The following is a 23,806-nucleotide window of genomic DNA, read 5'->3' on the forward strand; positions in this document are numbered from 1 at the left end:
ACTAATCGCCCTCCTTTATAAACTGTTTATTTTGGCGAACAGACTGGATCTCTGTTTGATAGTATTCTTCTGTATAGTTAGAGTCTATTGTTTCAGCATCCAGCAGTTGTTCAAGCATCTCTATATACTCCAAACAATCCTTTCCCTTGATGCCGATTGTCTCGGCAAAAACTTGGCCGTCCTCTGTAATTTTTATTTGTAATTTTTTATCCCTCAATTTTTCTCACCTGCCGACCACTCACTTACATTGAATGTTAATAAGATGGAACGATCTTTCTGAATTTCTTCCGATTCCAATTCCAACCCTTTTTCCTGGGCCTGTTGCAGCAGCTTCTGGTACGTCTCTTGCTGGATCAAATATTTATACTCTACGTGCAGGTTATCAATAAACTCCAATGCATGTTCCTTTTCTACACTTTCATCAAATACTGCTTCAAAAATTCCCTTGTCATTTTGTTGGAAAAAGATTTTAATATCCCCTACTTCTGCCTGACAATTATCTTCATTAAGTTCATAAACGTTACAGCCATATTGTTCAATGGCTTTTTGCAGCAAATGCTGTCTCTTCATGACTGTTTGGATGCTGTATGTATGGCCGCTTTTTTTCTCGATTAACGAGCCCGCAGCATGTGCCAGTGCAATTCCTACCGGGATCAGTACAAGTTCAATACTCAATGGGCATTTTCCACCTTTCAATCAGATTAAAAGTCGATCGTCCTTCCGCCACGTGATGCCATGATATCACCGATGCCTGCGGCCTCATTACTTTCCGTGTATTCCTCTCGGTCTTCGCGCGGGGTTGCAGCTACAGCCCTGACATTGGCCCAGTCACGGATTCCCTTGATTTGTTCAGCCTGGGTCACTGACAGCGGGATAAACTGTTTACATATCTTTTCAAAATCAGACAGTGTAACACTTCTTTCTTCGTAAAATGCTTCAAATAATCCATTTATGACTACCTGTTCAATTTCTGCCCCGACAAATCCTTCTGTCAATCCGGCAAGTTGATGTAAATTGTTATCATTTATTTGAAAGTCTCCGGTAACGTTCGGATCCTTTAATCTTTTCTGTAAATGAACCTTGAAAATTTCGACCCGCTCTCGATGCGTCGGCAAATCGACAAAAAATATTTCATCAAATCGGCCTTTTCGCAGCAATTCCGTAGGCAGGCTCGAAATGTTATTGGCTGTCGCTATGACAAAAACCGGCTTCTCCTTTTCCTGCATCCACGTTAAAAAATGGCCAAAAATACGGCTGGCCGTACCGCCGTCGCCGGATGAATTTAAACCGCTGAATCCCTTTTCAATCTCATCAATCCATAAGATAGAAGGGGCAATGGCTTCAGCCGTTTGAACTGCTTTTCTCATATTCTCTTCACTGCTCCCGACAATCCCGCTGAAAATTTTTCCTATATCCAGTCGTAATAAAGGAAGCTGCCACATCGCGCTGATCGCTTTGCTGATTAAACTTTTCCCACATCCAGGCACACCTGTTATGAGCACACCTTTTGGAGCCGGCAGACCGTATTTTTGGGCAGACTCCAGCCACGACTTGTTTCTTTTTCGCAGCCAGCGCTTTAAATTTTCCAACCCCCCAATGTCATCCATATTCAAGTGGCTATTGACAAATTCAAGAATCTCCGTCTTTTTGATGATCTGTTCCTTTTCTTTTAAAATCACTTCTACATCATGAATAGATAGTTGTCCATCCTCTACCATTGCGCGTGCAAAAGCATTTTCCGCTTCAGACAACGTAAGTCCAAGTGCTGCCTTTACAAGTTTTTCTTTTTCCTCTTCACTCAGATTAACTGCAATTCGTCCGGTTTGTTTATTAACCTCAATAAGATCGTCCAAAATTTGTTTGATCTCATGAAAAGTGGGCAAGTCAAAATCGACGATTGTAATATCTTTCTCAAGATCATGCGGAAGCCTTAGTACAGGAGAAAGAAATACAACATTTTTAGGATTTGGACTGCGTTTCAACTTCAAGCTGATATCCCTTAATTTACGGATAATTTGATGGTCTGGAGTGCGTCCTTCGTCCCCAAAATAAATATGAAAGTCATGCAGGACAAAAATAGCAGGCTCTTGATAATTCTCAATAAGTTCCAAAGCTTTAAGCGCAGATTTTGTATCTCCTTTTCCGTTAGCCTCTCCTTCAATCCCGGTCGTAATTTTCCATGTGATGACTTTTCTTTCTGTTTTAATTAATGCCTGATTGGAAGCAATCGATTCTATGAGTGAAAGCACTCTGTCCTCTTCCCATGTAGCTATATAAAGGAAAGGAAAACGTGCTTTAAACAGATTGGCCATTAGCTTTTCCCGATCAAACTTTTTCTCCATTTTTCCATCCCCCTGTAAATTCTTACAAACTATTAAATTCTATTATATTAAAACATTGGAGCTGTGACTATGTGTGCAGATAAATTGTTTTGGGCATAAGAGGGTGATCCTCCTTTATTGTTAAAATAGCTGACTTGCAGCTATGGGTACTTATGGCAGCGGAACCAATCATGGCAGAAGCATGCAGAGCCCCGATTCACGAACATTAATCTTCAGAAACCGGAACATTATCTATACAGCACTCGGCTTCACATCAATGAGGGGCACTTCTCGATTTCTCTCATGTCATTCCATTCATTATGCTATAATTTTAAGTGTAAAGTTTGAAAAAATGACGGGCCCCTACCTTAAGGTCATGTCCTAACTCCCGAACCCACACTAAAAAGAAAGCTCGAATATTTTGATATCGTAAAAGGATGCATGGTTATCTATTCTCTATTGGGGCTGTATCATTGCCTGCTTTAGTCCGCTTTTCATTGGAAAAGACCTTGAAACACTTTTGTTCACCATACCTTTTGCAACCCTGTTCATATCTACTGGATATAAAATACATAACGAACCATTCAACAAGGACCGATTAAAGAAAATCCCAATCAAAGACATCAAAAAAACGACACTAGAAAAAAATCCATTCGCATCTTTGGCACATTCAATAGACAGGTTCGAAATCATATACGACGATTCTAACTTTAAAGTGGCACTTGTTTCACCAAAGGATAAATAAGCATATGTCTCTATGTTAAAGAACCACTCCATTTGAAGTTGACCGCCATTTAGACCCATAAACACTTAGCCATTTAGCAGGTATATCCTTTATGTAAAACGATAGCATGTTGATTATATTTTTGTCTCTTTAAAGCTTGACATGTTCCGATTTTCCCCTTTCATTTTTTGTAATGATCCTTTTCGTAACACCCGTGAAAAAAAGAGGTTCCTGTCATTAGGCAGAATCGTTTTCAGATTTTCTATTGTTGCATATGAAAAAGATTGTATGTGAGTCGATATCATTTCGTTGTTGACGCACTTGCTTATTTTTCGCTCCATATGCATGTGGCAGAAACAGACGCAAAACTGATTTTTCCAAGGATCAGATTCGACATTTGGCGAATATGAAAATAAAAGAAGGTGAAGGTATGAAAATAAACATGTACACAAGCAATGACCGTTTCATGGCAGGGATGACGATGAAAGATAAAAGCAGGCTTGAAATGAACAACATGGCTCTCCATGTATGTGAAAACCTTGATCATGTTGTAGAAAATCGCCAGAAGTTGGCCGCCTTTTTAAACTGCCGGTTGGATGACTTTGTGTGCGCTCATCAGACGCATAGCGCCAATGTCCATCAGGTGACGGCCGATGACAAAGGGCGCGGTGCCGACCGACCTGAAACGGCCATTCCGAATACGGATGCCTTGTACACATATGAGCCGAATGTATTGTTATGCTGCTTTACTGCCGATTGTGTCCCAGTGCTGTTTTACAATGAGGCAAACGGTCTCATTGGTGTTATTCATTCCGGATGGAGGGGCACGACTAAAGAAATTACCTTGAAGATGTTTGAGCACGTCATACACGCGGAGGGTTGTCATCCGGGGGATTTTCGTGTTCATCTTGGCGCAGCTTTGAGCCAGGAAAAATTTGAAGTTGATGAGAATGTGTACACAAAATTCAAAGACCTCGGTTATGCTGATGACTTTATTTATTTCAATGCCGAAACAAAAAAATATCATATAGACAACCAGCTTACCGTCAAAAAACAATGTGAACTCATCGGCATCCCTTCTGAGCACATCACCCTTGACCGGACTTGTACCTATTTGAACAAGGGTGGATTCTCCTATCGTCAAGACAAGACATCTGGAAGACATTTGAGTTTTATCATAAGAAAAACATAAGACGCTGTCCAAAGCTTTTCATTATAAGAATATACAATCTATTGGCCACCCTCCTATTCCATGCACGAATAACCGGGTCGGGTGACCATTTTTTGTTTTTTCTCCGTTGGACAAGAATAACCATCTATTTGGCTTTAAGGGATCTTTTGACAATCTCTTTTGTCATATTATAGCTTTTTTTCTCATAATATAGAAAAATATGCTAGAAAAACTTGATAACATATATTAAATAATATATGATTATAGAAAATCGATAAAAAAGGAGGAGGAGTTTCGTCCTAAATGAAAACGCTTCACATTTAAAATCTCAATATTAGGGGGAGTGAAAAAATTTGCAATTTATGGCCCATAGAAAAATAAAGTGGTTTTTTCAACTCATGGCATTAATCAGCTTAATCTTTCTGTCTGCCTGCGGTGGAGGAAGTGAAAGTACAGACGCTAAAAAAGACAAAAGCGGAAATGGCGACGGAGGTGGCCAAGAACATGAATTTGACTTCTCACACTTTTTCCCACCCACACATTTTATGGAAGAGGAAATTCAGACATTTGCCGCTGAACTAGAAAAAGCGACAGATGGCAGGATAAAGATCAATTCTTATCCCGGAGCCTCTTTGGCGGCACCGGATGAACATTTTGATGCCGCTGCCACAGGTTCAGTCGATTTGGCTTTAAGCGTTCATGGTTATACACCCAATCAATTTCCATTAACCTCTGTGATGGAACTGCCATTTATGTCGAAGTCCGCGGTGGAGGGCTCCGATCATTTATGGGAATTATACAACGAATTTGACGAGTTCGATGATGAATATGCCGGAACGATTCCTTTATGGCTGTATACGACGGATCCCGGTCAATTATTTACGGTCGGAAAGCAAGTAAAAAGTGTGGATGATTTGAAAGGCATGAGAATTCGTTCCCCTTCGGCCGAAACAAGTGAGTGGTTAAAAGCGCTTGGAGCTACACCTGTATCCATGCCCATGAACGAAAATTTTGAAGCCTTGGAACGCGGCGTGGTGGATGGAACCATTGCACCCTGGGAAGCTATTAAAACATGGGGATTGGATGAAGTCATTGACTATGCGACGGTTGGAAACTTTTATTCTACTACCATGTTCGTTGTCATGAATGAAGACATCTGGAATGACCTGAGCGAAGAGGATCAAGCAACGATGAAAGAATTGACCGGTAAGAAAATGGCCGAGCAAACAGGAAAAGTTTTTGATAAATTCGGACAAGACGCCATTGAACAAGCAAAAGAAAAAGGGATTGAAATTCACGAATTAAGTGAAGAGGAATTGAAAGATTGGCGAAAATATATCAACCCTACCATTGAAAAATGGATTAAGAACGTTGATGAAAAAGGGTTGCCTGGACAAAAAGTGTATGATCGAGCAGTTGAATTAAGCAACAAGCAGGAGTGAGGCTTAAACCATGGCCAATATAGTAGAGAAGGCGGAAAAAATATTAAATAAGATAGTTGATATTCAACAGTTCATTTCAAATATGTTTCTTATTTTTATTATGGTGATGATCACATTGGATGTGGCAGGCAGAAACTTTTTGAACAAACCATTAAAAGGAACGTATGAAATGACGGAACTCGGGGCGGCCCTGCTTGTTTTTTTTGCATTGGCTATTACACATCGTCATGGGGATCATATCACGATTGATTTTCTCGTTGACCGATTTTCAACAAAAGCGAAACATGTTTTAAATGGCGTTATTGAAATCGTCATAACATTTACACTGCTGTTTATGGCGAGGCATATTTTTGACAACGGGCTCCGTTTCATGGAGAGGAAAACAACGACATCAGACTTGGCTCTTTCTATTCACCCTTTTTTATTTGTGATTTCCTTTACACTTGTGATCTTTGCGCTTACAGCCATATTTAAAGCGGTTACACATTTCAGCTTGGTGGTGAATAAGAAATGAGTCCGGAATTGTTGGGTATTTTAGGGATTGTTACGTTACTGCTGTTATTTCTCATGAAAGTGCCAATCAGTGTATCACTGATCATTGTCGGCACTTTCGGACTAGCCATGATCAGGGGATGGGAGTCGGCACTTGTTCAATTGGGAACTACTCCCTTTTCGACGGCAAGCTCTTATTCCTTAAGCGTCATACCCTTATTTATTTTAATGGGGATGTTCTTGTCTTATAGTGGATTTGGAAATGACTTATACACCGCCGTAGACTCTTGGATCGGGCATGTAAAAGGCGGGCTTGCGATGACAACGATTGGCACAAGCGCTTTGTTTTCGGCCATTTCAGGATCTGTCAACGCGACAACCGCCACAATGGCGAGAATTGCGTTGCCCGAGATGAAAAAATATCGTTATGATGATGCATTATCCACTTCATGTGTTGCCGCCGGAGGCACCCTCGGCATCCTGATTCCACCAAGTGTCATCCTTGTGCTATATGGCATTCTAACGATGGAACCAATCGGCAAGTTATTAATCGCTGGCCTCGTTCCAGGTATACTACAGATGGTTTTATTCATGCTGGCCGTCTACATCATCGTGCTAAGAAATCCTGATGTAGCTCCGGTAACTGGAAAAAAACCATTAAAAGTAAAAATAAAGTCCTTATCAAGTGTATGGCCATTTCTTTTTCTGTTCGCGTTAAGTATCGGAGGAATTTACTTTGGATTTTTTACACCGACGGAAGCCGGCGGTGTCGGAGCTTTTGGGGCATTTTTATTAGCAGTTGCAACGCGAAGATTAAAATGGGACGATTTTAAATCATCGTTAAATGAGACGACCCGATTAACTGCTATGATCTTCTTTATTTTGATCGGCGCTGATATTTTCAGCAAATTTCTGGCATTAAGCAAAATTCCGGTCGTCATTACGAAGTTTGTATCCAATCTAGATATGTCGCCAATGATCATATTGGTGTTCATTTTAATCGCCTATTTCATTTTAGGTCTTTTTTTGGAAGGGATCGCCATATTTGTATTAACGCTGCCAGTCGTGTACCCGTTAATTACAATGCTTGGATTTGACGGTATTTGGTTTGGAGTCGTTATGATCTTCGTCATGAATATCGGCTTATTGACTCCCCCGCTCGGTTTAAGTGTTTATATTATTAGCGGGGTTGCCAAAGACGTACCCATTCAGCGTATTTTCAAAGGGGTCATCCCCATGTTGCTTATGATGATTGTATGTTTGGCGCTCGTTGTCATTTTTCCTGAAATCGTTACATTTTTACCCGATTATATGAAATGAAAAGAGGCAATCCAACTGCCGATGGTTCGGCCTTGGATTGCCTCCCTTTATACAGTTAAGGATTGGTCGACCACAATCCGGCTGATTTGATAAAGACGCGGGGATGCAATTTTAATTGTGCAACCATGACTTCAGCGATATCTTCCGGCTGCATTACTTTTTCCGGATTACCATCCGTCAAGTTTTCCGCAAACGCCAAATCAGTGGCGACAGTGCTCGGGGTTAACGCGGTAACACGGATATTATGTTTTCTTGCCTCATACATCAGGGATTCGGTAAGACCCAACACGGCAAACTTGGATGTGCTGTATGCACTCATAACCGGCCCGCCTTTTTGCCCGGCAGTAGAAGAAATATTGATAATATCTCCGGATTGCCTTTCTATCATATCTGGCAAAACCGCTCTTGTCACATAATACATTCCCATCACATTGACATCAATAATTCGTTTGAACTCCTCAGGAGTAAGGTCTAGAAACTTTCCAAACTTGGCAATTCCCGCATTGTTGATCAGAATATCTATTGGACCAAGCTCCGATTTTACATGGTCAACGGCGGCCATCACCGAGTCATGATCCGATACATCCGCTACTGCCACCGTTACGTTGACCTCGTATGCTTCAAGTTCTTTGGCCACTTTTTCAAGGTTGTCAAACGTTTTGCCAATGAGACCTACATGGATGCCTTCTTTCGCAAAAGCAATAGCGGTTGCTCGCCCAATCCCTCTGCCGGCTCCTGTAATTAAAGCATTTTTCCCCTGTAAGTTCCGCATGTCAACTCTCCTCGTATAGTATATTTAAGCTTCCTAGTTGAATATACCATGTCACCAAATCCAGCGCCAAATCTTTCGATTCATGCCATGTACTGTTTACGACGTCTGCAATGCTGCTTTATGAAGATAAAGACATCAAGTACCACAATAGGTGACATAAGGAGCCGTTGAAGCGGGCACCGTACAGTATTCTGCTTGCTCTTCTGTATAGGCATAAGGGGTGGAAAGAATGTTATGCAAACGTTCAAGCACGCTGTAGTCTTCTTTTTCCACTGCCGCTTCCAGCGCCTCTTCTACGCGGTGGTTCCTCGGAATGACGGAAGGATTGCTTTTCCTCATGAGCTCCTGGGAGGAAGCGGTTGATTCTTGTTGCCTTTCCATCCTATCCCGCCATCTTTTTTGCCACTGGGTAAATCTTTCTGTTTTAAAAAGATCCATTCCTTCCAACCGGTTCATCGTTAATGCCCGAAAAGTATTCGTATAATCCGCGCGATGATCTTTCATCAAATCAAGGAGATCGGTAATCAAGTTTTCATCCTGAGGCTCATCATTAAAAATGCCGAGTTTAGCCCTCATTCCCGTAAGCCAATGGGAATGAAACAGCTCCGAAAATCCGGAAACCTCTTCTTGCGCGATTTTTACCGCTTGCTCTGGTTCTTCATGCAAGAGCGGCAATAGCGTCTCAGCAAACCGGGCAAGATTCCATCCTCCAATGATCGGCTGGTTCTGGTAAGCATACCGGCCTTGGGTATCAATAGAACTAAATACAGTATCAGGATCGTAAACATCCATAAAAGCGCAAGGCCCATAATCAATTGTTTCTCCGCTAATAGCCATATTATCTGTGTTCATGACTCCGTGAATAAAACCAACAAGCTGCCATTTGGCGATCAGCTCCGCTTGGCGGTTGATCACTTCCTGAAGCAAAGAGAGATACTTGTTTTCATCATCTGCAATCTCCGGAAAGTGCCGCTTAATGGTATAATCGGCCAAAATTTGAAGCTTATCGACTCCGCCCCATCTGACAACATATTCAAAAGTTCCCACCCGCAGATGGCTGGCCGCCACACGTGTCAAAATGGCACCCGGAAGCTTTGTTTCGCGCCAGATGAGCTCCCCCGTTGTCACAACAGCCAGACTGCGAGTTGTAGGAATACCAAGCGCATGCATCGCCTCGCTGACAATATACTCGCGCAACATCGGTCCCAGCGTCGCCCGGCCATCACCCCCGCGAGAGTAAGGAGTTTTGCCTGAACCTTTCAGTTGAATATCCATCCTGTCACCTTGCGGTGTGATCTGCTCACCCAATAGTACTGCCCGCCCATCACCCAACATGGTAAAATGGCCGAATTGATGTCCCGCATACGCTTGTGCAAGCGGCTCAGCCCCAGCTGGTATGCTGTTTCCGGCAAACACCGCTGCTCCTTCACCACTTTGAAGCGCTCCCACATTCAACCCTAAAGACTCAGCCAACTGTTCATTCAGAATAACCAATTTGGGCGAGTGGACAGGAGTTGGGCTTATGCTCGTATAAAACAAATTCGGCAACTGTGCATAGCTATTGTCAAAGTTCCAACCTGTTTGGTTATATTTACTCATTGCATCTCCTTTTGTTTTACAAAATTGATAGTGGCCATTTTTATCCCGCATGTAAGGTGCCGTACTACTCCTACTTCAAGAGCCTTGAGTTGATACAAAAGGTCTAAGTGGGAGAAAACGGCACCTAAATGCCCGATTGTTCAACTAACATTCAGTAGGAGATGAAGAAAACTCCTACTGAATGAAGTTTCACTTTATAATTTTGCTTTTGTTTATGTATTATACTCTTTTGGATGCATCTTTTGTATGGAAAGTGACAAATTGCTTATAACCTGCCGATGTTTATATGACTGCTAGTAATTCATCAACGCAGTGTTTGGTTGAGTATCCACCGTTTGTTATACATGGATTGGCGGAAGCTATAGGCTTTTGCAATAAGTGATACCCACCAGGGCTCCATGACAAGCGGCAATGAAACGAATATCCTTGATTGCCATTTGATTTTAACTCCCTTTTCGCTTGGAATTTTTAATGTAAAAGCAATCCCCGACAGATACCCCTAAGGATTTGGCGATGACATAAGCAATTCTCGGACTTACTTTTTGCTTTCCTGATAGTATTTTTGACAAATACGAGGGATCTGTTTGAATTTCTTTAGCCAGGTTCGCTTGTGTATCATATTTATCATAAATTAACTCAAAAAGATTATTCTTAATTCGATAAACCGGCTTCATCTAAACTGCCTCCTAATTAATACTCCATATTAATTAGTACTTTTACAGCAATGGCAAATGGAGATGATTTTTATGAATGGACTTTAGCTTGATCCTTTTTCGTACAGAGTTATTAAAATAACCTAACTGTACATGTCGAATTGCCAGGTGATGCCAAGGCATTTTCCTTGTTTTTACGTATTGAAGATGAGCGTTTTGCAAGATATGCGTCTTTTTGATGAAAACTCCTTGTTCAACAATTAAATGATCCGCTTCAATTTGAAATTTTACACTCCAATGCTTCATTACCTTTATGCTACATAAAATCAGTAAGGCAAGTATCCCGATCGGGAACAAGATTTCAGCTAACATGTAGAGACACAAACCCGTAATGAAAAATGCAGTTAAATAGATGAGGAGTACAGCATGCCTCCCGCCTTGCTTGTTCCATTTCTCTTCTTTCAAATGGATGTCCTCTCTATAACACAACTTTATAAACATAGGGATGTCTTCATTTTTTACAAAAGGGTGTAAAAGGATTTTTCTTTGCTCTTGATCAATTGTTTCTATATAAAGGGTCGACCTTTTAAATAATTTTTGAACGAGGGTTTGTTGAACCATCAAACCCTTTATATTTTTGATGTAAATACTGACAATTTTTTTGGAGAATGCTCCGCTCACTATTTTAATTTGCTGATCATCCATTTGAAGATTGAAATTGATTGCTTTGGAATATTGTGCTATCAATGACATGATTAAGAGAGCTGAAGCATACATATAGACGGAACCTGGCAAATTGGCGATTCCTTGTATCCAAAATTCGATAGAAAAGTACCCTTCCCAAGTTTCGGATTTGGAAATATTTGAAACAAGGGTTGATAGAAAAATTACAAAAAGTGTAAATATAAGTCCTCTGGTGATTAAGCCTCCGAGGACTTCTCTTGGTGTTACTTGAAATCTTTTTATAAAATCAGAGTTGGTCTCTTCGGCTTTTAGGGCGTTCATAATTGCGAGTCGATCTTGCTCTCTTATCGCGGGCAGAGAAATGGTTGCCTCATCTTCATCCCCTTCCAGCTGAATTCGCAAATCAGAAATTCCCAGCATATTACTTGGAAACCACTTTGTCGTCACACAATTAACGACCTTTCTTTCGTCAATGTATTCTACCGTCTGTTGCAAAAATGAAAAGTTTTTAACGATTACTTGATCATCTTGTATACTGTAACGCAAAGTAAACCATTTCACGAACCCGAACATAATGAAACTACAACCAAGAATGGATATAATGGTTCCACTAATATGTTCATTGATCGTTTTTAAACCTGCACTGGAACGAAAAATTAACACTAATAAATAAGGAGGGATCAATCTTATCGCCAGTTTGACCGCATAAGAAACAATAAGGAATGGATGCATCTTACTCATTCTTTATTTCCTCTTGATTTCCATTTAATTCAATGTATTTGATAATAGATTCTGCTGTCGAATGTTTTATATAGTCAATCTCTAATGAACCTGCTGCAGTAATGATCTCTAAAGATACTAAATGATATTTCTTCAAAATCGGCCCTTGCCTTATTTTTGTTTGATACACTTTACGGCAAGGAATAATGACTTCATTTTTTATAACAATGCCAGATTGATAGAAAATCAATTTATTTGCGCATTTAAATGAAATGGAGTGATAAAGTCTTTTTAACCTTAGCAAGCTTATGAAAAAAAAGACCGTAATGAAAATCATTATGTAAATCAACATGCTGTTTATAAACTTATGAAATGAAAATAGGTACAAGATAAACGTAATAAGAAAAGTCGCAACGAAAATAAGCGAGTATTCAATCCTTTTTCCTTTTATAAAATTATTGGACACCTTATTCCAATCATTTACACAATCCATACACTACTTCCTTTATCGTTTTTGATCATAAAAAGTTTTACACAAATATATCTCTTTTCTTAAAAATCACCATTGATAGATATAATAATAATACTATTGCAAGTCCGATGACGACAATCGCCGAAATAAGACTGACACCATATGGTTGTGTCGCCCCTCCCCCTTCCAAAAACAGCGCTAATTTTACGTTAGGGAAAACGGAGTAATATAGATAAGGAATTTTTTCCATATAAAGCGGGGAAGTATACTGAATTAATACAAAAGTGATAAATCCTAAAATTGAACTCATGACATTATTAAAAATAACAGAAAAGAAAATTGCTAATAAAATATAGAAAGTCATTGAAATTACTAAAAGCAAAAACCCTAATACGATTCCTTGCCACACTGAGTAAATACCAGGGTTTATAAGGGTCAACACGATTTGATCAGTCCATCCACCGAAACGATAAAGCGTTCCTGTTGTGATGTATTCTAGAAGAAAATAAAATATAGATAGGCCTAGTAAAACAAAAAAAACTGCTAGAATCTTAGAGAATAACAATCTGCCTCTTCCCAAGGGAGAAAACAATAGCGACTTTAAACTTCCGGTAGTCTGTTCGCCTACAATCATATCGCTACACAAAATAATGACTGCAAAAGGTAAAATGATTGAAATAAAAAATCCTCCCGTGATTTCTTCAAATAACAGCATTGCCCCTGTTTGATAACCTTCCGCAGGTATATTGTGAGCCATTTTTGTATCAATAATTTCCAATGAACGTTCTATGTATGTAGAGTCTATTTCTTTATTACTATATAAACTTTTGAGCGATTGTTTTTCCATTTCATATATCTCATTGGAAGCCATTTTAACTTCATTTGAATCAAAGTAGCTTAGCGTTGCCGAAAGAATCATCATTCCAACACTAATTATTAAAAGAACAACAATTTTCTTTCTTAACCAAAGCTTTATTATTTCATTTTTTATAGCTGCTTTCATACACTTTTCTCCTTAGAACCAATTGCTTCTAAATAGATACGCTCTAATGATTTTTCCTTTTTTAAAAAGTGGGTGATGACTATTTTTTGATTAATGAAACTTGAGAGTATTTGTTGTGCGCCGTTCGTATTTGTTGAAAAATGAATATGGCTGTCTGTCATATGTATGATTTGTACCTTGTGAAGATGAAAGATAGCTTTGATCTCTTCTTTCGTTAGTTCGGTCTGAAATTCAATCTGATACGTATGTTTATCAGCTTCTTGAAGATCTTTTTTTTCAATGTCCGTCACTTTTTTTCCTTCATGAATGATAATTCCTCTATCTAATACATGTTCTAATTCACTTAAAATATGTGAGGAAATAAAAACGGAAATATTTTTCTCTCGTGAAAGGTATTGGATAAGATTCCGAACATCGATGATTCCCTGTGGATCTAAACCGTTAATTGGCTCATCTAAAATGATCATTTTAGGCCGCCCGATCAGTGCGAGCCCAATCCCTAAACGTTGCTTCATCCCAAGTGAAAAATGAACTGCTTTTTCATGAATGCGAGAGCTTAAGCCGATAAGTTCAACGATGTCAGACAAGTCTTTGTCTGTCGGGTTTGAATCTAAAAGTCGAGCACGTTGCTTCAAATTTTCCCAACCACTCATATACAAATAGAGTGACGGATTTTCCACAATCCCTCCCATATGCCTCATTGCTTTGGAAAAGTCTGTTTCTATGTTCCAGCCATTGATATAAATGTTTCCACTTGTTGGCTTAATCATCCCCGTTAACATCCGAATCGTCGTTGTCTTTCCAGCACCATTGGGTCCAAGAAATCCAAAAACTTCACCTTGTTTAATAGAAAATGAAATATCATAAATGAGTGTTTTCTTTTTAATAACTTTAGTAAGCCCTTCCACCTTCATAATTTCCATTTGATTCACCTAAACTTTTCATACTCATTTTGATTGCTATATTTCTAAAATGTCCATTTATTTTATTTATAAAAACATATTTCAAATGTCATCCGGCTTCATCTCTATGCATACGCCTAGCCCCAACCCCCTTTTCATCACAGCCAAGCAAATCATTTACCCAAGCCTATTTACAGCTTCAGCCATTATGACTCATTCTCTTTGTTAATTATATTATAGTCTATCTATTTCGAATTTCACCGCAATCCTCATTGCGGTTTTACGTAAAGTAGTTTGCGGTAGGAGAAATCTATAAAAATGTAAGGACAGGATGATTAAAGATGATCATGTTTATGTAAGCAAATAATTAAGTAAAAACAATAAAGTAGGAAACATTTTATATCACATAAAAAAAGTATATTCCTCTCTCAGGAATATACTTTTTTCAAAATAATAAAATAATTTCCCTCATCCGAATATATCAATAACTTCTATTAAACGCCAAACCCATTTACCAGCTTCCTTTACCCATTTCCATACCTTTTTAACTTTCTTCAACAAGTAACACCCCCTATTTTTTCTAATGAGATCATTTATACTAATAATCTAGTGATCTCATGTTTAATTATATTTTTTTGCTCATATTCTATCAATTGTAACTTATGGGAACATATGGTAATTATCTTAATATTAATAATACTTAGTAAATACCAGACTGAAATGTGGTATAGATGACCACCAGCGCTGCATTAAAAAGTTAAAACTATTCAACTGACTATTCAGAACTATATCCTCTATCAAAATTTGCAAAAAGGACAAACCTTACTCAAAGTGATGTTAATTTGGTAAAATATGTATATTGATACCCGGGACGATTGACATTTCCTTATGTAGGCTGAAGATTTCCAACAGCTCTTAAAGTCGGAAAAAGCAAAGCTCGGAACTTTGTGAATATTTGATATAAGGCCAATGTTGTGTTGGTTTCCAACCTAAGAAGCAGTCGTATACTGTAGGCGATCATGGCAATATAAAGCTGGTTCCAAGCAAACTGTTCCGTTCGCCATGGATATGGTTTACCTGCAGATGCTGCTTCATCAATTAATTCCAGGGTAATCGCTTCAGCCCATTTACCAAATGACGTAAATAGTGTATGTTTGTCCATAAAATATTTCTTTGTAATGGATTTGGCCAGGCCATCACCTATCCGTCCTTTACAAAGGTTTTTTTCTTTTTCAGACGTGTCTGAAACTATCGTATGCAACCCAGTTGCAACACTAGTGGTTTATATTAAAAAAAAGTATATTCCTCTCTCAAGAATATACTTTTCCAAAAAATAAAATAACTTTACTTATCCGGAAATATCTTCAATAAATTTTACTAAACATCAAATCCATTTACCTGCTTCTTTTACCCATTTTCATTACAAATACCGCTCCAATAAATATATTATTGTTTTTAACTTTCTTCAGCAAGTAACACCCCCTTATTTTTCTTATGAAATCATTAAACTAATCATCTCATGTTTGATTATAGTTTTTTGTTCATTTTTATCAATTGTAATTTATAGTAATAAATGGCAATTTTTAAATTTTAATAATATTTTTTAAATGAAATGTGAAATAGACAAAATAGCTGAGCTCCGAATTTAACCTTGCATTCACCCCTTCCGTTCAACAAAGTCTGGATCATTGGCTGGAAAAAGAGACTTTGTTGGCCTTCAAGGCTTCATCCCGGAAAGTTCTTAATAGCAACAAGCACTTCCCTTGGAGAGTAAACCAATGTATGATGAGCCAACATTCCGCCATACTTGCGATAAGGTAAGCGCTACTTTCCTAGGAAGCATGCGTTCTATATAGGCAAAGAATCCTTTTACATCAGTATAAGTGTGTGCTAAACGAGGATGTCTAGGTTCAGCTTATCGCAAAAGTTGTTTCATATTACACTCTCTTTTTCTTGCTATCACGGAGTTAAAGGATGTTACGGATGCATCCTATTTACTCCACTTTTCTTTCCCATTCTCCTGCTCGAGACAAACGAGATAAATCGGATTTTCCCTTGTTTTCCTTGCCTACATCCTCCGGATGTTTGTTTCATACAATATAACAAAACGCATGCACCTGTTTAGCAACGTGCAAACTGGAGCTAATTGCAATGATATAAAGGATAAGGAAGTGAACGTAAAGCTAGACAATTGCTGAAAAAGGCGCCCTTAGCCTTCAGCAGCGATTGTCTTCATTCTTGCGCCTGGGAGGACTCCCAACTGGGGAAACATAACAACGAAAAGAGCCGATATTGACCTTATTAAGCAAACGATGGCCTCGTGTAATGTTTCCTCGATTCCCCACCATGCAGTCGAATATGCTGCGTCTCAAAGACTACTAGGCATAGGCGCTGGAGTTAGACAACAAATACTGTACTTTCTTATCTTTAAAACAAAGGATGGGAGAAAAGCTATGAAAGAAACGGATGTCGGACCGAGATTAAAAGTGCTTCAAGGCACGATGGAAATTGCCAATCAACTGCATACATCTTCCAAGGGATTAGAAAAAAACGGAGCCATCTCAAAAATAATTAACAATTTTCATAGTTATTTAGGCTATCCGTCTAAGTATGAAATAAAAGATTGGAAAAAAGTAGAAAGCAGTAACAAAGTAAACTATATTCAAAATCAGCTCATTCCCGAATTTGATCTATTCCATTTTCATTTTTCGACGAGTTTACTAACTGATCATTCTGACTTAAAACAACTTAGAACTGCTCAGAAACCAATCATTATGGAGCACTGGGGGAGTGAAGTTCGTTCCTTAAATAAGGCATTACAAATTAATCGCTATGCGAAAGTAAAAATGAACAATGACGACTGGATTTCCCGTAAACTGGAATTCCTTGCTGAAAACATTCCATATTGCATTGCTCCTGATCATGAAATGCATTACTATGTCAAGCCTTACTATCAGCACGTTTTTTTTGTGCCACAAATGATTGATCTATCCGAATATGCACCAACTTTCTTGGAAAAGAAAACACGACCACTTATCGTTCACGCTCCAACCAACCCGCAAATCAAAGGAACTCGTTATATTTTACAAGCCATTGAACAATTACGGACTGAATTCACGTTCGATTTCCAATTAGTTCAACGCATGAATCATCTAGAGGCTAAAAAAATTTATGAAAAGGCCGACTTGATTATCGATCAGCTTCATTTAGGGAGCTACGGCTTATTTGCGATTGAAGCGATGGCTTTAGGCAAACCGGTGATTTGTTATATTAGTGACTTCATGGCTTCTTATTATCCAAAAACATTACCGCTTATCTCAGCCAACCCCGATACCTTAGTTGAAAAGCTGCGCTTTCTTTTAAATAACCAGGATTCCTTTCCTGAAATAGGAAGGAAAGGAAGAGAATACGTGGAGGCGCATCATGATTATCTCAAAAACAGTGCTAAACTTCTTAAGATCTATGAAGCAATCATCCAGTCTGAAAATGGGTAGGCAGCCCTTTTCACGATTCATCGTTCTTCTCCATCCACTCTTTTCATAAAATAATGAAGTCAAGAGAAAAGCATGAGCAAGCAGGTGACAATATGAATAATGATTTAAAACCCGCCCCATTAACAGATCAACATATTTTAGTAACAGGTGGAGCCGGATTTATCGGATCAGCGCTCATTGAAAAATTAATTGCTCACAACAAAGTAACGATTTTTGATAATTTTTCCCGAAACGCATTAAAGTGTAAACCATATAAAGATCATCCAAATTTACAAACGATAACCGGTGATGTTCTTGATCTGAAAGCATTGAAACAAGCAGTGAACGGGGCCAATTACATCGTCCACGCTGCCGGGATTGCCGGGATTGACACTGTCATTAAAAATCCCGTGAAAACAATGCAAGTCAATATGATCGGCTCCGCCAACGTTCTGGAAGCCGCCGCTTCCCTCCCTAATTTAAAACGTGTGATCTGTTTTAGCACAAGTGAAGTGTTTGGCCAAGTAGCGTTCCGTTCAACCGAAACGACCCACACCATTTTAGGAGCTGTCGGAGAAGCAAGATGGACCTATGCTGTCAGCAAACTAGCCGTGGAGCATCTTGCTTATTCTTATTTCAAGCAGTACCAGTTACCTACTGTAGCTGTTCGCCCCTTTAATGTTTATGGGCCGGGGCAGGTTGGCGAGGGCGCCATTAAAACAATGGTTCAGCAAGCCCTAAAAAATGAACCAATCACGATTCACGGTGATGGCACCCAAATTCGAGCCTGGTGTTATGTGGACGATATGGTCGATGGAATTCTTCGCTGTTTAACCGTCGATGAAGCCGTTGGAGAATCTTTTAATATCGGTAATGAACGGGCGATTATTACGATTTATGGTTTAGCGAACACGATCATCCGCGTCCTCGGTTCTGAATCAAACATTCAATATGACAAGCGGGCGACAGCTGACATTGAACTACGCATTCCTCAGGTAAGAAAAGCGAAGAAGCTACTTGGTTTTGAAGCAAAGGTAGACTTAGAAGAAGGCATTCAGCGCACAGCAAACAGTATGAAATTGAAATGATCAAGCGATTGGAGGTTTACCGGTTGAAAAAGTGGAAGTCAGAAGGAGATGGAACGTTCTCATATGACGAGCTTGGCAGCTGTGGTGAACATGTCATTATTGAAGACGGCGTGCGCATTTTCCATCCTGAAAATGTTCATCTTGGTGACAATGTTTACATCGGCCATGACACGATTATTAAAGGTTATTACAAAGATACATTGCGGATCGCTTCAAATAGTTGGATCGGCCAGCAATGCTTTATCCATGGGGCTGGCGGGGTCGAGATTAACGAATTCGCCGGGATCGGTCCCGCGGTTCGAATGCTGGCCTCTTTTCACATTGACCCAGATGATGTTGATGAAGCCATTGTCTTTTCTCCTCTCGTTTCTTCACCTATTATCATCGAAAACAACTGTAATATCGGTATCGGCGCGACCATTCTTGGCGGCGTTACTATCGGAGCCAACTCCAAAATTGGCGCAAACGCCCTCGTGAATAAAACGATCCCTCCCTACAGTATTGCTGTCGGCGTTCCCGCAAAAGTCATTAAAAATCGCCAAATGTCTAAAAAGGAGAAGAACACAGATGATTCGATTAGTTGAACCGTACATTCGCTTTGAAGAGGTTCAGCATGAGCTTGAACAAATCTTTTCTTCCGGCATATTAACGAAAGGGCCGTTCGTTCAACAATTCACTGACAGCTTGAAACAGTATGTCGGTGCTCGCCATAGTTTTTTAACAACATCTGGGACAACAGCCCTTTCGACCTGCCTTCGCTTATTCAATATTCAGCCAAGTGATGAAGTCATTGTTTCTGATTTTTCATTTCCAGCTACCGCGAATGTCGTTGAAGAGCTTGGAGCAAAACCAATCTTTGCTGATGTCGATTTAGATACATTTAATATGCTGCCAGAAGAGCTAGAGAAGCAAATAACACCGAAAACGAAGGCCGTTATTTTTGTTGACGCACTCGGCAATCCAACCGGGATTCATCAGATTAAACAAATGTGTGACCATTATCAGCTCCCATTAATTGATGATGCCGCCTGTGCTCTAGGCAGCAGTGAGAATGGCGTCAAGTCGGGAAAAATCGCTGATTTGACTTGCTTTAGCTTTCATCCGAGAAAACTGTTAACTACGGGGGAAGGTGGAGCAATTATTACAGATAATGACCGTTGGAGCAGTTGGCTCGAAAGAAAGTTAAATCATGGTGCTGTCCCGGCAAACGGACAATTAGATTTTGTCGATTACGGGTACAATTATCGCCTGCCTGATATTCAAGCTCTTATGGGCTTGAAACAGTTACAAAAGCTTGATTCAATTGTTAAAAGAAGGAATCAGTTAAAGGAAACGTATCGTCAGCTTTTGGAACCTTTAGGTTTTACTAACCAAAAGATTGCTCATCATGTGATTCATAATGTCCAGTCTGCTGTTTTTAAAATCCCGGAGCAGGTTAAACTCGGATCGTTAATCGCCTATTTACGCGAACACAAGATAGAATCCACTTTTGGCACCTACTGTTTAAGTGCAACGAGCTACTATCAGCGCAAGTACGGACAAACGAAGCAAAATGCCCGTTATTTACAAGAACATACGCTAGCCCTTCCTTGCCATGATCAAGTAAAGGCCGAAGAAGTCGCGGCAGTAATTGAGTCTTACATGAACCTTCTCTAGCTTTCTTGTAAATAGGAATTGAAAAGGAAGATGTTATAAAAGGAAAAGCTCATGCACCTCTGCCTTAAGTGGAACTCTAGTGCGCAGATTGGCGGACAACAATAAAGCCCTGCAAGCAAGTAATCTCTACCTGCTCGCAGGGCCGCATTTCTTAATTTTCTTCTATTTCTCTACGATTTTTCTTGAATAGCTTGGATAATACTTCATACACGATTGGTACAACTATTAAAGTTAGCAACGTCGAACTTGCTAATCCACCGATAACGGTAATCCCTAAATCTCTTGAGATTAGGCCGCCTCCGCCATTTCCCAGTGCCAATGGGATTAACGCGCCAATTGTAGCGATAGCGGTCATGAGAATTGGGCGGAGACGAGTTGCTCCGGCTTCTAATATCGCCTGGCGCATCGTCAATCCGGAGCGCTCCATGCGGATGATCCGGTCGACCAGAACGATGGCGTTCGTCACAACAATTCCGATCAGCATCAATAGCCCCATCATAACAGAGACCGAAATCGTTTCACCGGCAATAAATAACCCGACTAAAGATCCGATGACGGTAAACGGTAATGAAAACAAGATCGAAAACGGTGCGACACCTTCATGGAAAGTAACTACAAGGATAAAATACACAATGGCAATTGCCGCTGCCATGGCCATACCCAATTGTGTAAATGTCTCCTGCATATCGGCTTGTACACCGGCAACTCCGACTGTCACGCCTTTAGGTAAATCCAGATTATCTACTTCTTTACCAATCTTGGATGTTACTTTTGAAATATCTTGGCCTTTTACTGTCCCCGAAACCGTTGCATAGTACTCGCCTTTACTGCGGGCAAGCGTATTAAACGTAGTCCCTTTCTTCACATTGACAAGTTCGGAAAGAGGCACTGTGTTGCCTTGCGCAGTCGGTACTTGTTTATCCAGTAGTTCATCGATCGATTCCGGTTTAGCATCTTGCTCTTGTTGAACAATGACATCTAAGGAGTTCCCGTCTTTTTCCACCGTCGTTAAAACATCTTTTGCTTTTTGCGGGCTTAACATCATCACAAGCTGGCCTGTTGTCAACCCATAATTCAGTAATTCTGCCTGGTCGACTCGGAATGTATATTCAACATAAGCCTCCTCGTCAGAGGACGAAACATCTTTTAATCCATCATGTTTTTTCATGATGTCCTCTACCTGTTTTACAGATTCATTTAGTTTATTTAAATCTTCACTGTAAAGAGTGTAGCTTACTTCATTGGTAGATCCTGATCCTGAAGAGAAATTCTGGCTTTTCCATGTGCCCGATTGGTCAAGTGATGTTACATACTTTTCTATTTCCTCCCTGGCTTCCGGGAAGTCTTCCATTTCCTCATCAAAAATCAGGTACATTAAAGCACCGCCTGAGCCGCCGCCCATCATCATAGCCGTCTCGTCGCCAGCTTCCGTAATGGACACTTGAACAATATCAATATCCTCGCGTTTCAGCATTTTCTCTTCAAGCTCTCTTACATTTTCTAATGTCTTGTCTTGAAGCTCTCCCGCTTTTGGTGTGTACGTTAAGTACATTACCTTTTCTTCTTCGCTTCCCATAAAGCTGAAACCGATGAGTGGCGTTAACGCCAAACTGCCCACCAGTAAGAGGGTCGCCAACACTGATGCTATGATTTTATGGTTGAGCACTTTTTCAAGAAAGTTTCTATACCCGTTTGCCAACTTGCCTGGCCCTTTGTGGCTCGTTTCCGTTTTTTCACCATATAGTTTCTTTTTAAATAAGAAATGCGACAAAGCCGGAACGATCGTAATCGCCACAAGTAATGAAGCTCCCAGCGCAAACGCCATCGTTAAGGCGAATGGCATAAACAATTCACCGACCATGCCGCCGACAAAAATCATCGGTGCAAATACAGCAATCGTCACTAATGTTGAGGACAAAATCGGCTTGAACATTTCAATGGTCGCTTCACGTATAAGAGCGCGGCCTGTCAAGGTTTCTTCTTTTAAATGCAAGCGACGGTATATATTTTCCACAACAACAATCGAGTCATCGATGACTCGTCCAATTGCTACGGTGACCGCCCCAAGCGTCATAATATTTAATGTGATATCCATCCAATTCAATAGCAGCAATGCCATGAAAATAGAAACCGGAATGGAGATAATGGAAATGAGTGTTGATTTGAAGTCCCTTAGGAAGAGAAGAATAATCAATACAGCAATTAATCCGCCAAATAACGCTTTTTCAATCATCGTTGCCACGGATTCTTCAATTGGTTCTCCCTGGTCAAGCGTTGTATCAATCACAAGATTCTCATACTTCGATTTTTCCTCTTTGACTAACTTCTTGACCTTATTAACGACATCAACTGTGTTTGCCTGCTGATCTTTGACAATTTGGATGGCAATAGCATCTTTTCCGTTTGTCCGGGAAACCGATTCAACCTTTCCGACTGTCTTGATTTCCGCAATATCGCCAAGCTTAACAAATGGTGATGAATTGGAAGGTGTGGGCGTAACAGGAATCAACATTTCCTTTAACTCGTCAATGGTCATAAATTTGCCATCAATCGCTACGGCCTGCTCGCCTTCTTTAAACTCATATAATCCTAATGAAACTGCCATGTTACTGGCTTGAATCATTTCCTTGACCTTATCTTCCGTCAAACCGAATTGACTCATTTTCGCTTGATCATATATAAGGTCCACTTCTTCAATATGCTGGCCGGTAATGGTGGCTGAAGCAACACCAGCAAGCTTTTCAATTTTCGGCAGCAAACTTTCCTCTACTGTTGATGTTAATTCAACAATATCATCTTTCGAACTGCTGACACTAAGAGCCATAATCGGCATCATATTCATGCTGATCGCAGATGTTGTCGGTTTCTCTACCTCTTCTGGTAATTCCAGATTATCCAACACTGATTTTAATTCCCGGTTTGCCTCATCCATATCAGTCCCGTATTCGTATTCCACTTGAATACTCGCCATATTTGAATAAGAATTGGAATAAACAGCTTTTACATATTCGAGGTTTTCCGCTGCTTTTTCTATCGGAATGGAGACATCTTCCATCACCTGTTCAGGAGTAGCCCCGGGATATACCCCCGTAACCATCAAGAAAGGAATGGAAATATCGGGAATCGTCTCTGTTTTCATTCGAGTCCCTGAGTAAATGCCTGATACCGTAATGATAATCGTAAGCAGCCATACAGCAAGTTTGTTCTTTAAGACAAAATTGACTAACCCTTTCACTATCCCACCTGCCCTAAATTGACTATTTTCTTACATTTATTTATAATAATGACTGATTGGTCACTTGTCAATAAATACC

21 protein-coding genes are annotated in these 23,806 nt (G+C 39.9%); 9 read left to right on the top strand and 12 right to left on the bottom strand.

What is annotated here, in order from left to right:
* Window position 1: 1 nt before the first annotated feature.
* Genes JOC94_RS07670 through JOC94_RS07680 form a run of 3 tightly spaced genes read right to left on the bottom strand, consistent with a single transcriptional unit; the run spans window position 2 to window position 2,342 of the window.
* Entirely contained in the window at window positions 2–217 is a 216-nt protein-coding gene (locus JOC94_RS07670) for a DUF2997 domain-containing protein (protein ID WP_205178988.1), read from the bottom strand.
* Complete coding sequence (locus JOC94_RS07675; protein WP_205178990.1) at window positions 214–675, bottom strand: hypothetical protein; 462 nt, start codon at window positions 673–675, stop codon at window positions 214–216. Before JOC94_RS07675 ends, JOC94_RS07670 begins: the two co-directional genes overlap by 4 nt.
* A gap of 26 nt (window positions 676–701) precedes the next feature.
* The gene (locus JOC94_RS07680; RefSeq protein WP_205178993.1) at window positions 702–2,342 is read right to left on the bottom strand and encodes an AAA family ATPase; all 1,641 of its coding nucleotides are present in this window, start codon (window positions 2,340–2,342) and stop codon (window positions 702–704) included.
* A gap of 499 nt (window positions 2,343–2,841) precedes the next feature.
* Here JOC94_RS07680 and JOC94_RS23165 point away from each other — a divergent pair, with 499 nt between their 5' ends.
* From JOC94_RS23165 to JOC94_RS07705, 5 genes are all read left to right on the top strand, one after another.
* Entirely contained in the window at window positions 2,842–3,066 is a 225-nt protein-coding gene (locus tag JOC94_RS23165) for a PH domain-containing protein (protein WP_268920958.1), read from the top strand.
* Window positions 3,067–3,475: 409 nt separating this feature from the next.
* Entirely contained in the window at window positions 3,476–4,237 is a 762-nt protein-coding gene (pgeF, locus tag JOC94_RS07690) for a peptidoglycan editing factor PgeF (RefSeq protein ID WP_077112621.1), read from the top strand.
* 341 nt (window positions 4,238–4,578) lie between these two features.
* Window positions 4,579–5,658 (top strand): TRAP transporter substrate-binding protein, encoded by a 1,080-nt coding sequence (locus JOC94_RS07695; protein WP_077112707.1) that lies wholly within the window; start codon window positions 4,579–4,581, stop codon window positions 5,656–5,658.
* 10 nt (window positions 5,659–5,668) lie between these two features.
* Entirely contained in the window at window positions 5,669–6,172 is a 504-nt protein-coding gene (locus tag JOC94_RS07700; RefSeq protein ID WP_077112623.1) for a TRAP transporter small permease, read from the top strand.
* Window positions 6,169–7,470: a TRAP transporter large permease gene (locus JOC94_RS07705; protein ID WP_077112625.1), complete on the top strand. Its 1,302-nt coding sequence runs from the start codon at window positions 6,169–6,171 to the stop codon at window positions 7,468–7,470. Before JOC94_RS07700 ends, JOC94_RS07705 begins: the two co-directional genes overlap by 4 nt.
* A gap of 55 nt (window positions 7,471–7,525) precedes the next feature.
* On the opposite strand, the gene JOC94_RS07710 is transcribed toward JOC94_RS07705, so the two are convergent.
* From JOC94_RS07710 to JOC94_RS07745, 8 genes are all read right to left on the bottom strand, one after another.
* Complete coding sequence (locus tag JOC94_RS07710; protein WP_077112627.1) at window positions 7,526–8,242, bottom strand: 3-ketoacyl-ACP reductase; 717 nt, start codon at window positions 8,240–8,242, stop codon at window positions 7,526–7,528.
* 135 nt (window positions 8,243–8,377) lie between these two features.
* Window positions 8,378–9,841, bottom strand: coding sequence for a protein adenylyltransferase SelO (locus JOC94_RS07715; RefSeq protein WP_077112709.1), 1,464 nt, complete (start codon window positions 9,839–9,841; stop codon window positions 8,378–8,380).
* A 443-nt stretch (window positions 9,842–10,284) separates the two neighbouring features.
* Window positions 10,285–10,515: a helix-turn-helix transcriptional regulator gene (locus JOC94_RS07720; RefSeq protein WP_077112629.1), complete on the bottom strand. Its 231-nt coding sequence runs from the start codon at window positions 10,513–10,515 to the stop codon at window positions 10,285–10,287.
* 42 nt (window positions 10,516–10,557) lie between these two features.
* On the bottom strand, window positions 10,558–11,919 hold the full coding sequence (locus tag JOC94_RS07725; RefSeq protein ID WP_077112631.1) for a PH domain-containing protein: 1,362 nt from the start codon (window positions 11,917–11,919) through the stop codon (window positions 10,558–10,560).
* Window positions 11,912–12,391 carry a PH domain-containing protein gene (locus JOC94_RS07730; RefSeq protein WP_077112633.1) on the bottom strand — a complete coding sequence of 160 codons (480 nt, stop codon included), beginning with the start codon at window positions 12,389–12,391 and terminating at the stop codon, window positions 11,912–11,914. The genes JOC94_RS07725 and JOC94_RS07730 overlap by 8 nt, the downstream gene beginning before the upstream one ends.
* Before the next feature lie 37 nt (window positions 12,392–12,428).
* Window positions 12,429–13,373, bottom strand: a complete 945-nt coding sequence (locus tag JOC94_RS07735) for an ABC transporter permease subunit (RefSeq protein WP_077112635.1) — start codon at window positions 13,371–13,373, stop codon at window positions 12,429–12,431.
* Window positions 13,370–14,296: an ABC transporter ATP-binding protein gene (locus tag JOC94_RS07740; RefSeq protein ID WP_077112637.1), complete on the bottom strand. Its 927-nt coding sequence runs from the start codon at window positions 14,294–14,296 to the stop codon at window positions 13,370–13,372. Before JOC94_RS07740 ends, JOC94_RS07735 begins: the two co-directional genes overlap by 4 nt.
* Before the next feature lie 865 nt (window positions 14,297–15,161).
* Window positions 15,162–15,536, bottom strand: a complete 375-nt coding sequence (locus JOC94_RS07745) for a hypothetical protein (RefSeq protein WP_077112639.1) — start codon at window positions 15,534–15,536, stop codon at window positions 15,162–15,164.
* Window positions 15,537–16,728: 1,192 nt separating this feature from the next.
* On the opposite strand from JOC94_RS07745, the gene JOC94_RS07750 reads away from it, so the two are divergent.
* The 4 genes from JOC94_RS07750 (at window position 16,729) to JOC94_RS07765 (ending at window position 20,492) form a co-directional block, all read left to right on the top strand.
* On the top strand, window positions 16,729–17,769 hold the full coding sequence (locus JOC94_RS07750; RefSeq protein ID WP_083717615.1) for a glycosyltransferase: 1,041 nt from the start codon (window positions 16,729–16,731) through the stop codon (window positions 17,767–17,769).
* Window positions 17,770–17,861: 92 nt separating this feature from the next.
* A complete protein-coding gene (locus tag JOC94_RS07755; protein WP_077112640.1) occupies window positions 17,862–18,836 on the top strand; it encodes an NAD-dependent epimerase/dehydratase family protein in 975 nt (324 codons plus the stop codon).
* 23 nt (window positions 18,837–18,859) lie between these two features.
* Window positions 18,860–19,420 (top strand): acyltransferase, encoded by a 561-nt coding sequence (locus JOC94_RS07760; RefSeq protein WP_077112642.1) that lies wholly within the window; start codon window positions 18,860–18,862, stop codon window positions 19,418–19,420.
* On the top strand, window positions 19,404–20,492 hold the full coding sequence (locus JOC94_RS07765) for a DegT/DnrJ/EryC1/StrS family aminotransferase (RefSeq protein WP_077112644.1): 1,089 nt from the start codon (window positions 19,404–19,406) through the stop codon (window positions 20,490–20,492). Before JOC94_RS07760 ends, JOC94_RS07765 begins: the two co-directional genes overlap by 17 nt.
* Before the next feature lie 151 nt (window positions 20,493–20,643).
* Here JOC94_RS07765 and JOC94_RS07770 read toward each other — a convergent pair whose 3' ends face one another.
* Window positions 20,644–23,727 (bottom strand): efflux RND transporter permease subunit, encoded by a 3,084-nt coding sequence (locus JOC94_RS07770; protein ID WP_077112646.1) that lies wholly within the window; start codon window positions 23,725–23,727, stop codon window positions 20,644–20,646.
* Between the last annotated feature and the right edge of the window lie 79 nt (window positions 23,728–23,806).

This window comes from Siminovitchia thermophila, assembly GCF_016909185.1.
Taxonomy (GTDB): Bacteria; Bacillota; Bacilli; order Bacillales; family Bacillaceae_C; genus Siminovitchia; species Siminovitchia thermophila.

Excerpts from the sequence above, each read along its gene's own strand:
- JOC94_RS07680 (WP_205178993.1), bottom strand. The coding sequence starts at position 2,342 with ATGGAGAAAAAGTTTGATCGGGAAAAGCTAATGGCCAATCTGTTTAAA.
- pgeF (WP_077112621.1), top strand. The coding sequence starts at position 3,476 with ATGAAAATAAACATGTACACAAGCAATGACCGTTTCATGGCAGGGATG.
- JOC94_RS07695 (WP_077112707.1), top strand. The coding sequence starts at position 4,579 with ATGGCCCATAGAAAAATAAAGTGGTTTTTTCAACTCATGGCATTAATC.
- JOC94_RS07700 (WP_077112623.1), top strand. The coding sequence starts at position 5,669 with ATGGCCAATATAGTAGAGAAGGCGGAAAAAATATTAAATAAGATAGTT.
- JOC94_RS07705 (WP_077112625.1), top strand. The coding sequence starts at position 6,169 with ATGAGTCCGGAATTGTTGGGTATTTTAGGGATTGTTACGTTACTGCTG.
- JOC94_RS07710 (WP_077112627.1), bottom strand. The coding sequence starts at position 8,242 with ATGCGGAACTTACAGGGGAAAAATGCTTTAATTACAGGAGCCGGCAGA.
- JOC94_RS07715 (WP_077112709.1), bottom strand. The coding sequence starts at position 9,841 with ATGAGTAAATATAACCAAACAGGTTGGAACTTTGACAATAGCTATGCA.
- JOC94_RS07720 (WP_077112629.1), bottom strand. The coding sequence starts at position 10,515 with ATGAAGCCGGTTTATCGAATTAAGAATAATCTTTTTGAGTTAATTTAT.
- JOC94_RS07725 (WP_077112631.1), bottom strand. The coding sequence starts at position 11,919 with ATGAGTAAGATGCATCCATTCCTTATTGTTTCTTATGCGGTCAAACTG.
- JOC94_RS07730 (WP_077112633.1), bottom strand. The coding sequence starts at position 12,391 with ATGGATTGTGTAAATGATTGGAATAAGGTGTCCAATAATTTTATAAAA.
- JOC94_RS07735 (WP_077112635.1), bottom strand. The coding sequence starts at position 13,373 with ATGAAAGCAGCTATAAAAAATGAAATAATAAAGCTTTGGTTAAGAAAG.
- JOC94_RS07740 (WP_077112637.1), bottom strand. The coding sequence starts at position 14,296 with ATGGAAATTATGAAGGTGGAAGGGCTTACTAAAGTTATTAAAAAGAAA.
- JOC94_RS07750 (WP_083717615.1), top strand. The coding sequence starts at position 16,729 with ATGAAAGAAACGGATGTCGGACCGAGATTAAAAGTGCTTCAAGGCACG.
- JOC94_RS07755 (WP_077112640.1), top strand. The coding sequence starts at position 17,862 with ATGAATAATGATTTAAAACCCGCCCCATTAACAGATCAACATATTTTA.
- JOC94_RS07765 (WP_077112644.1), top strand. The coding sequence starts at position 19,404 with ATGATTCGATTAGTTGAACCGTACATTCGCTTTGAAGAGGTTCAGCAT.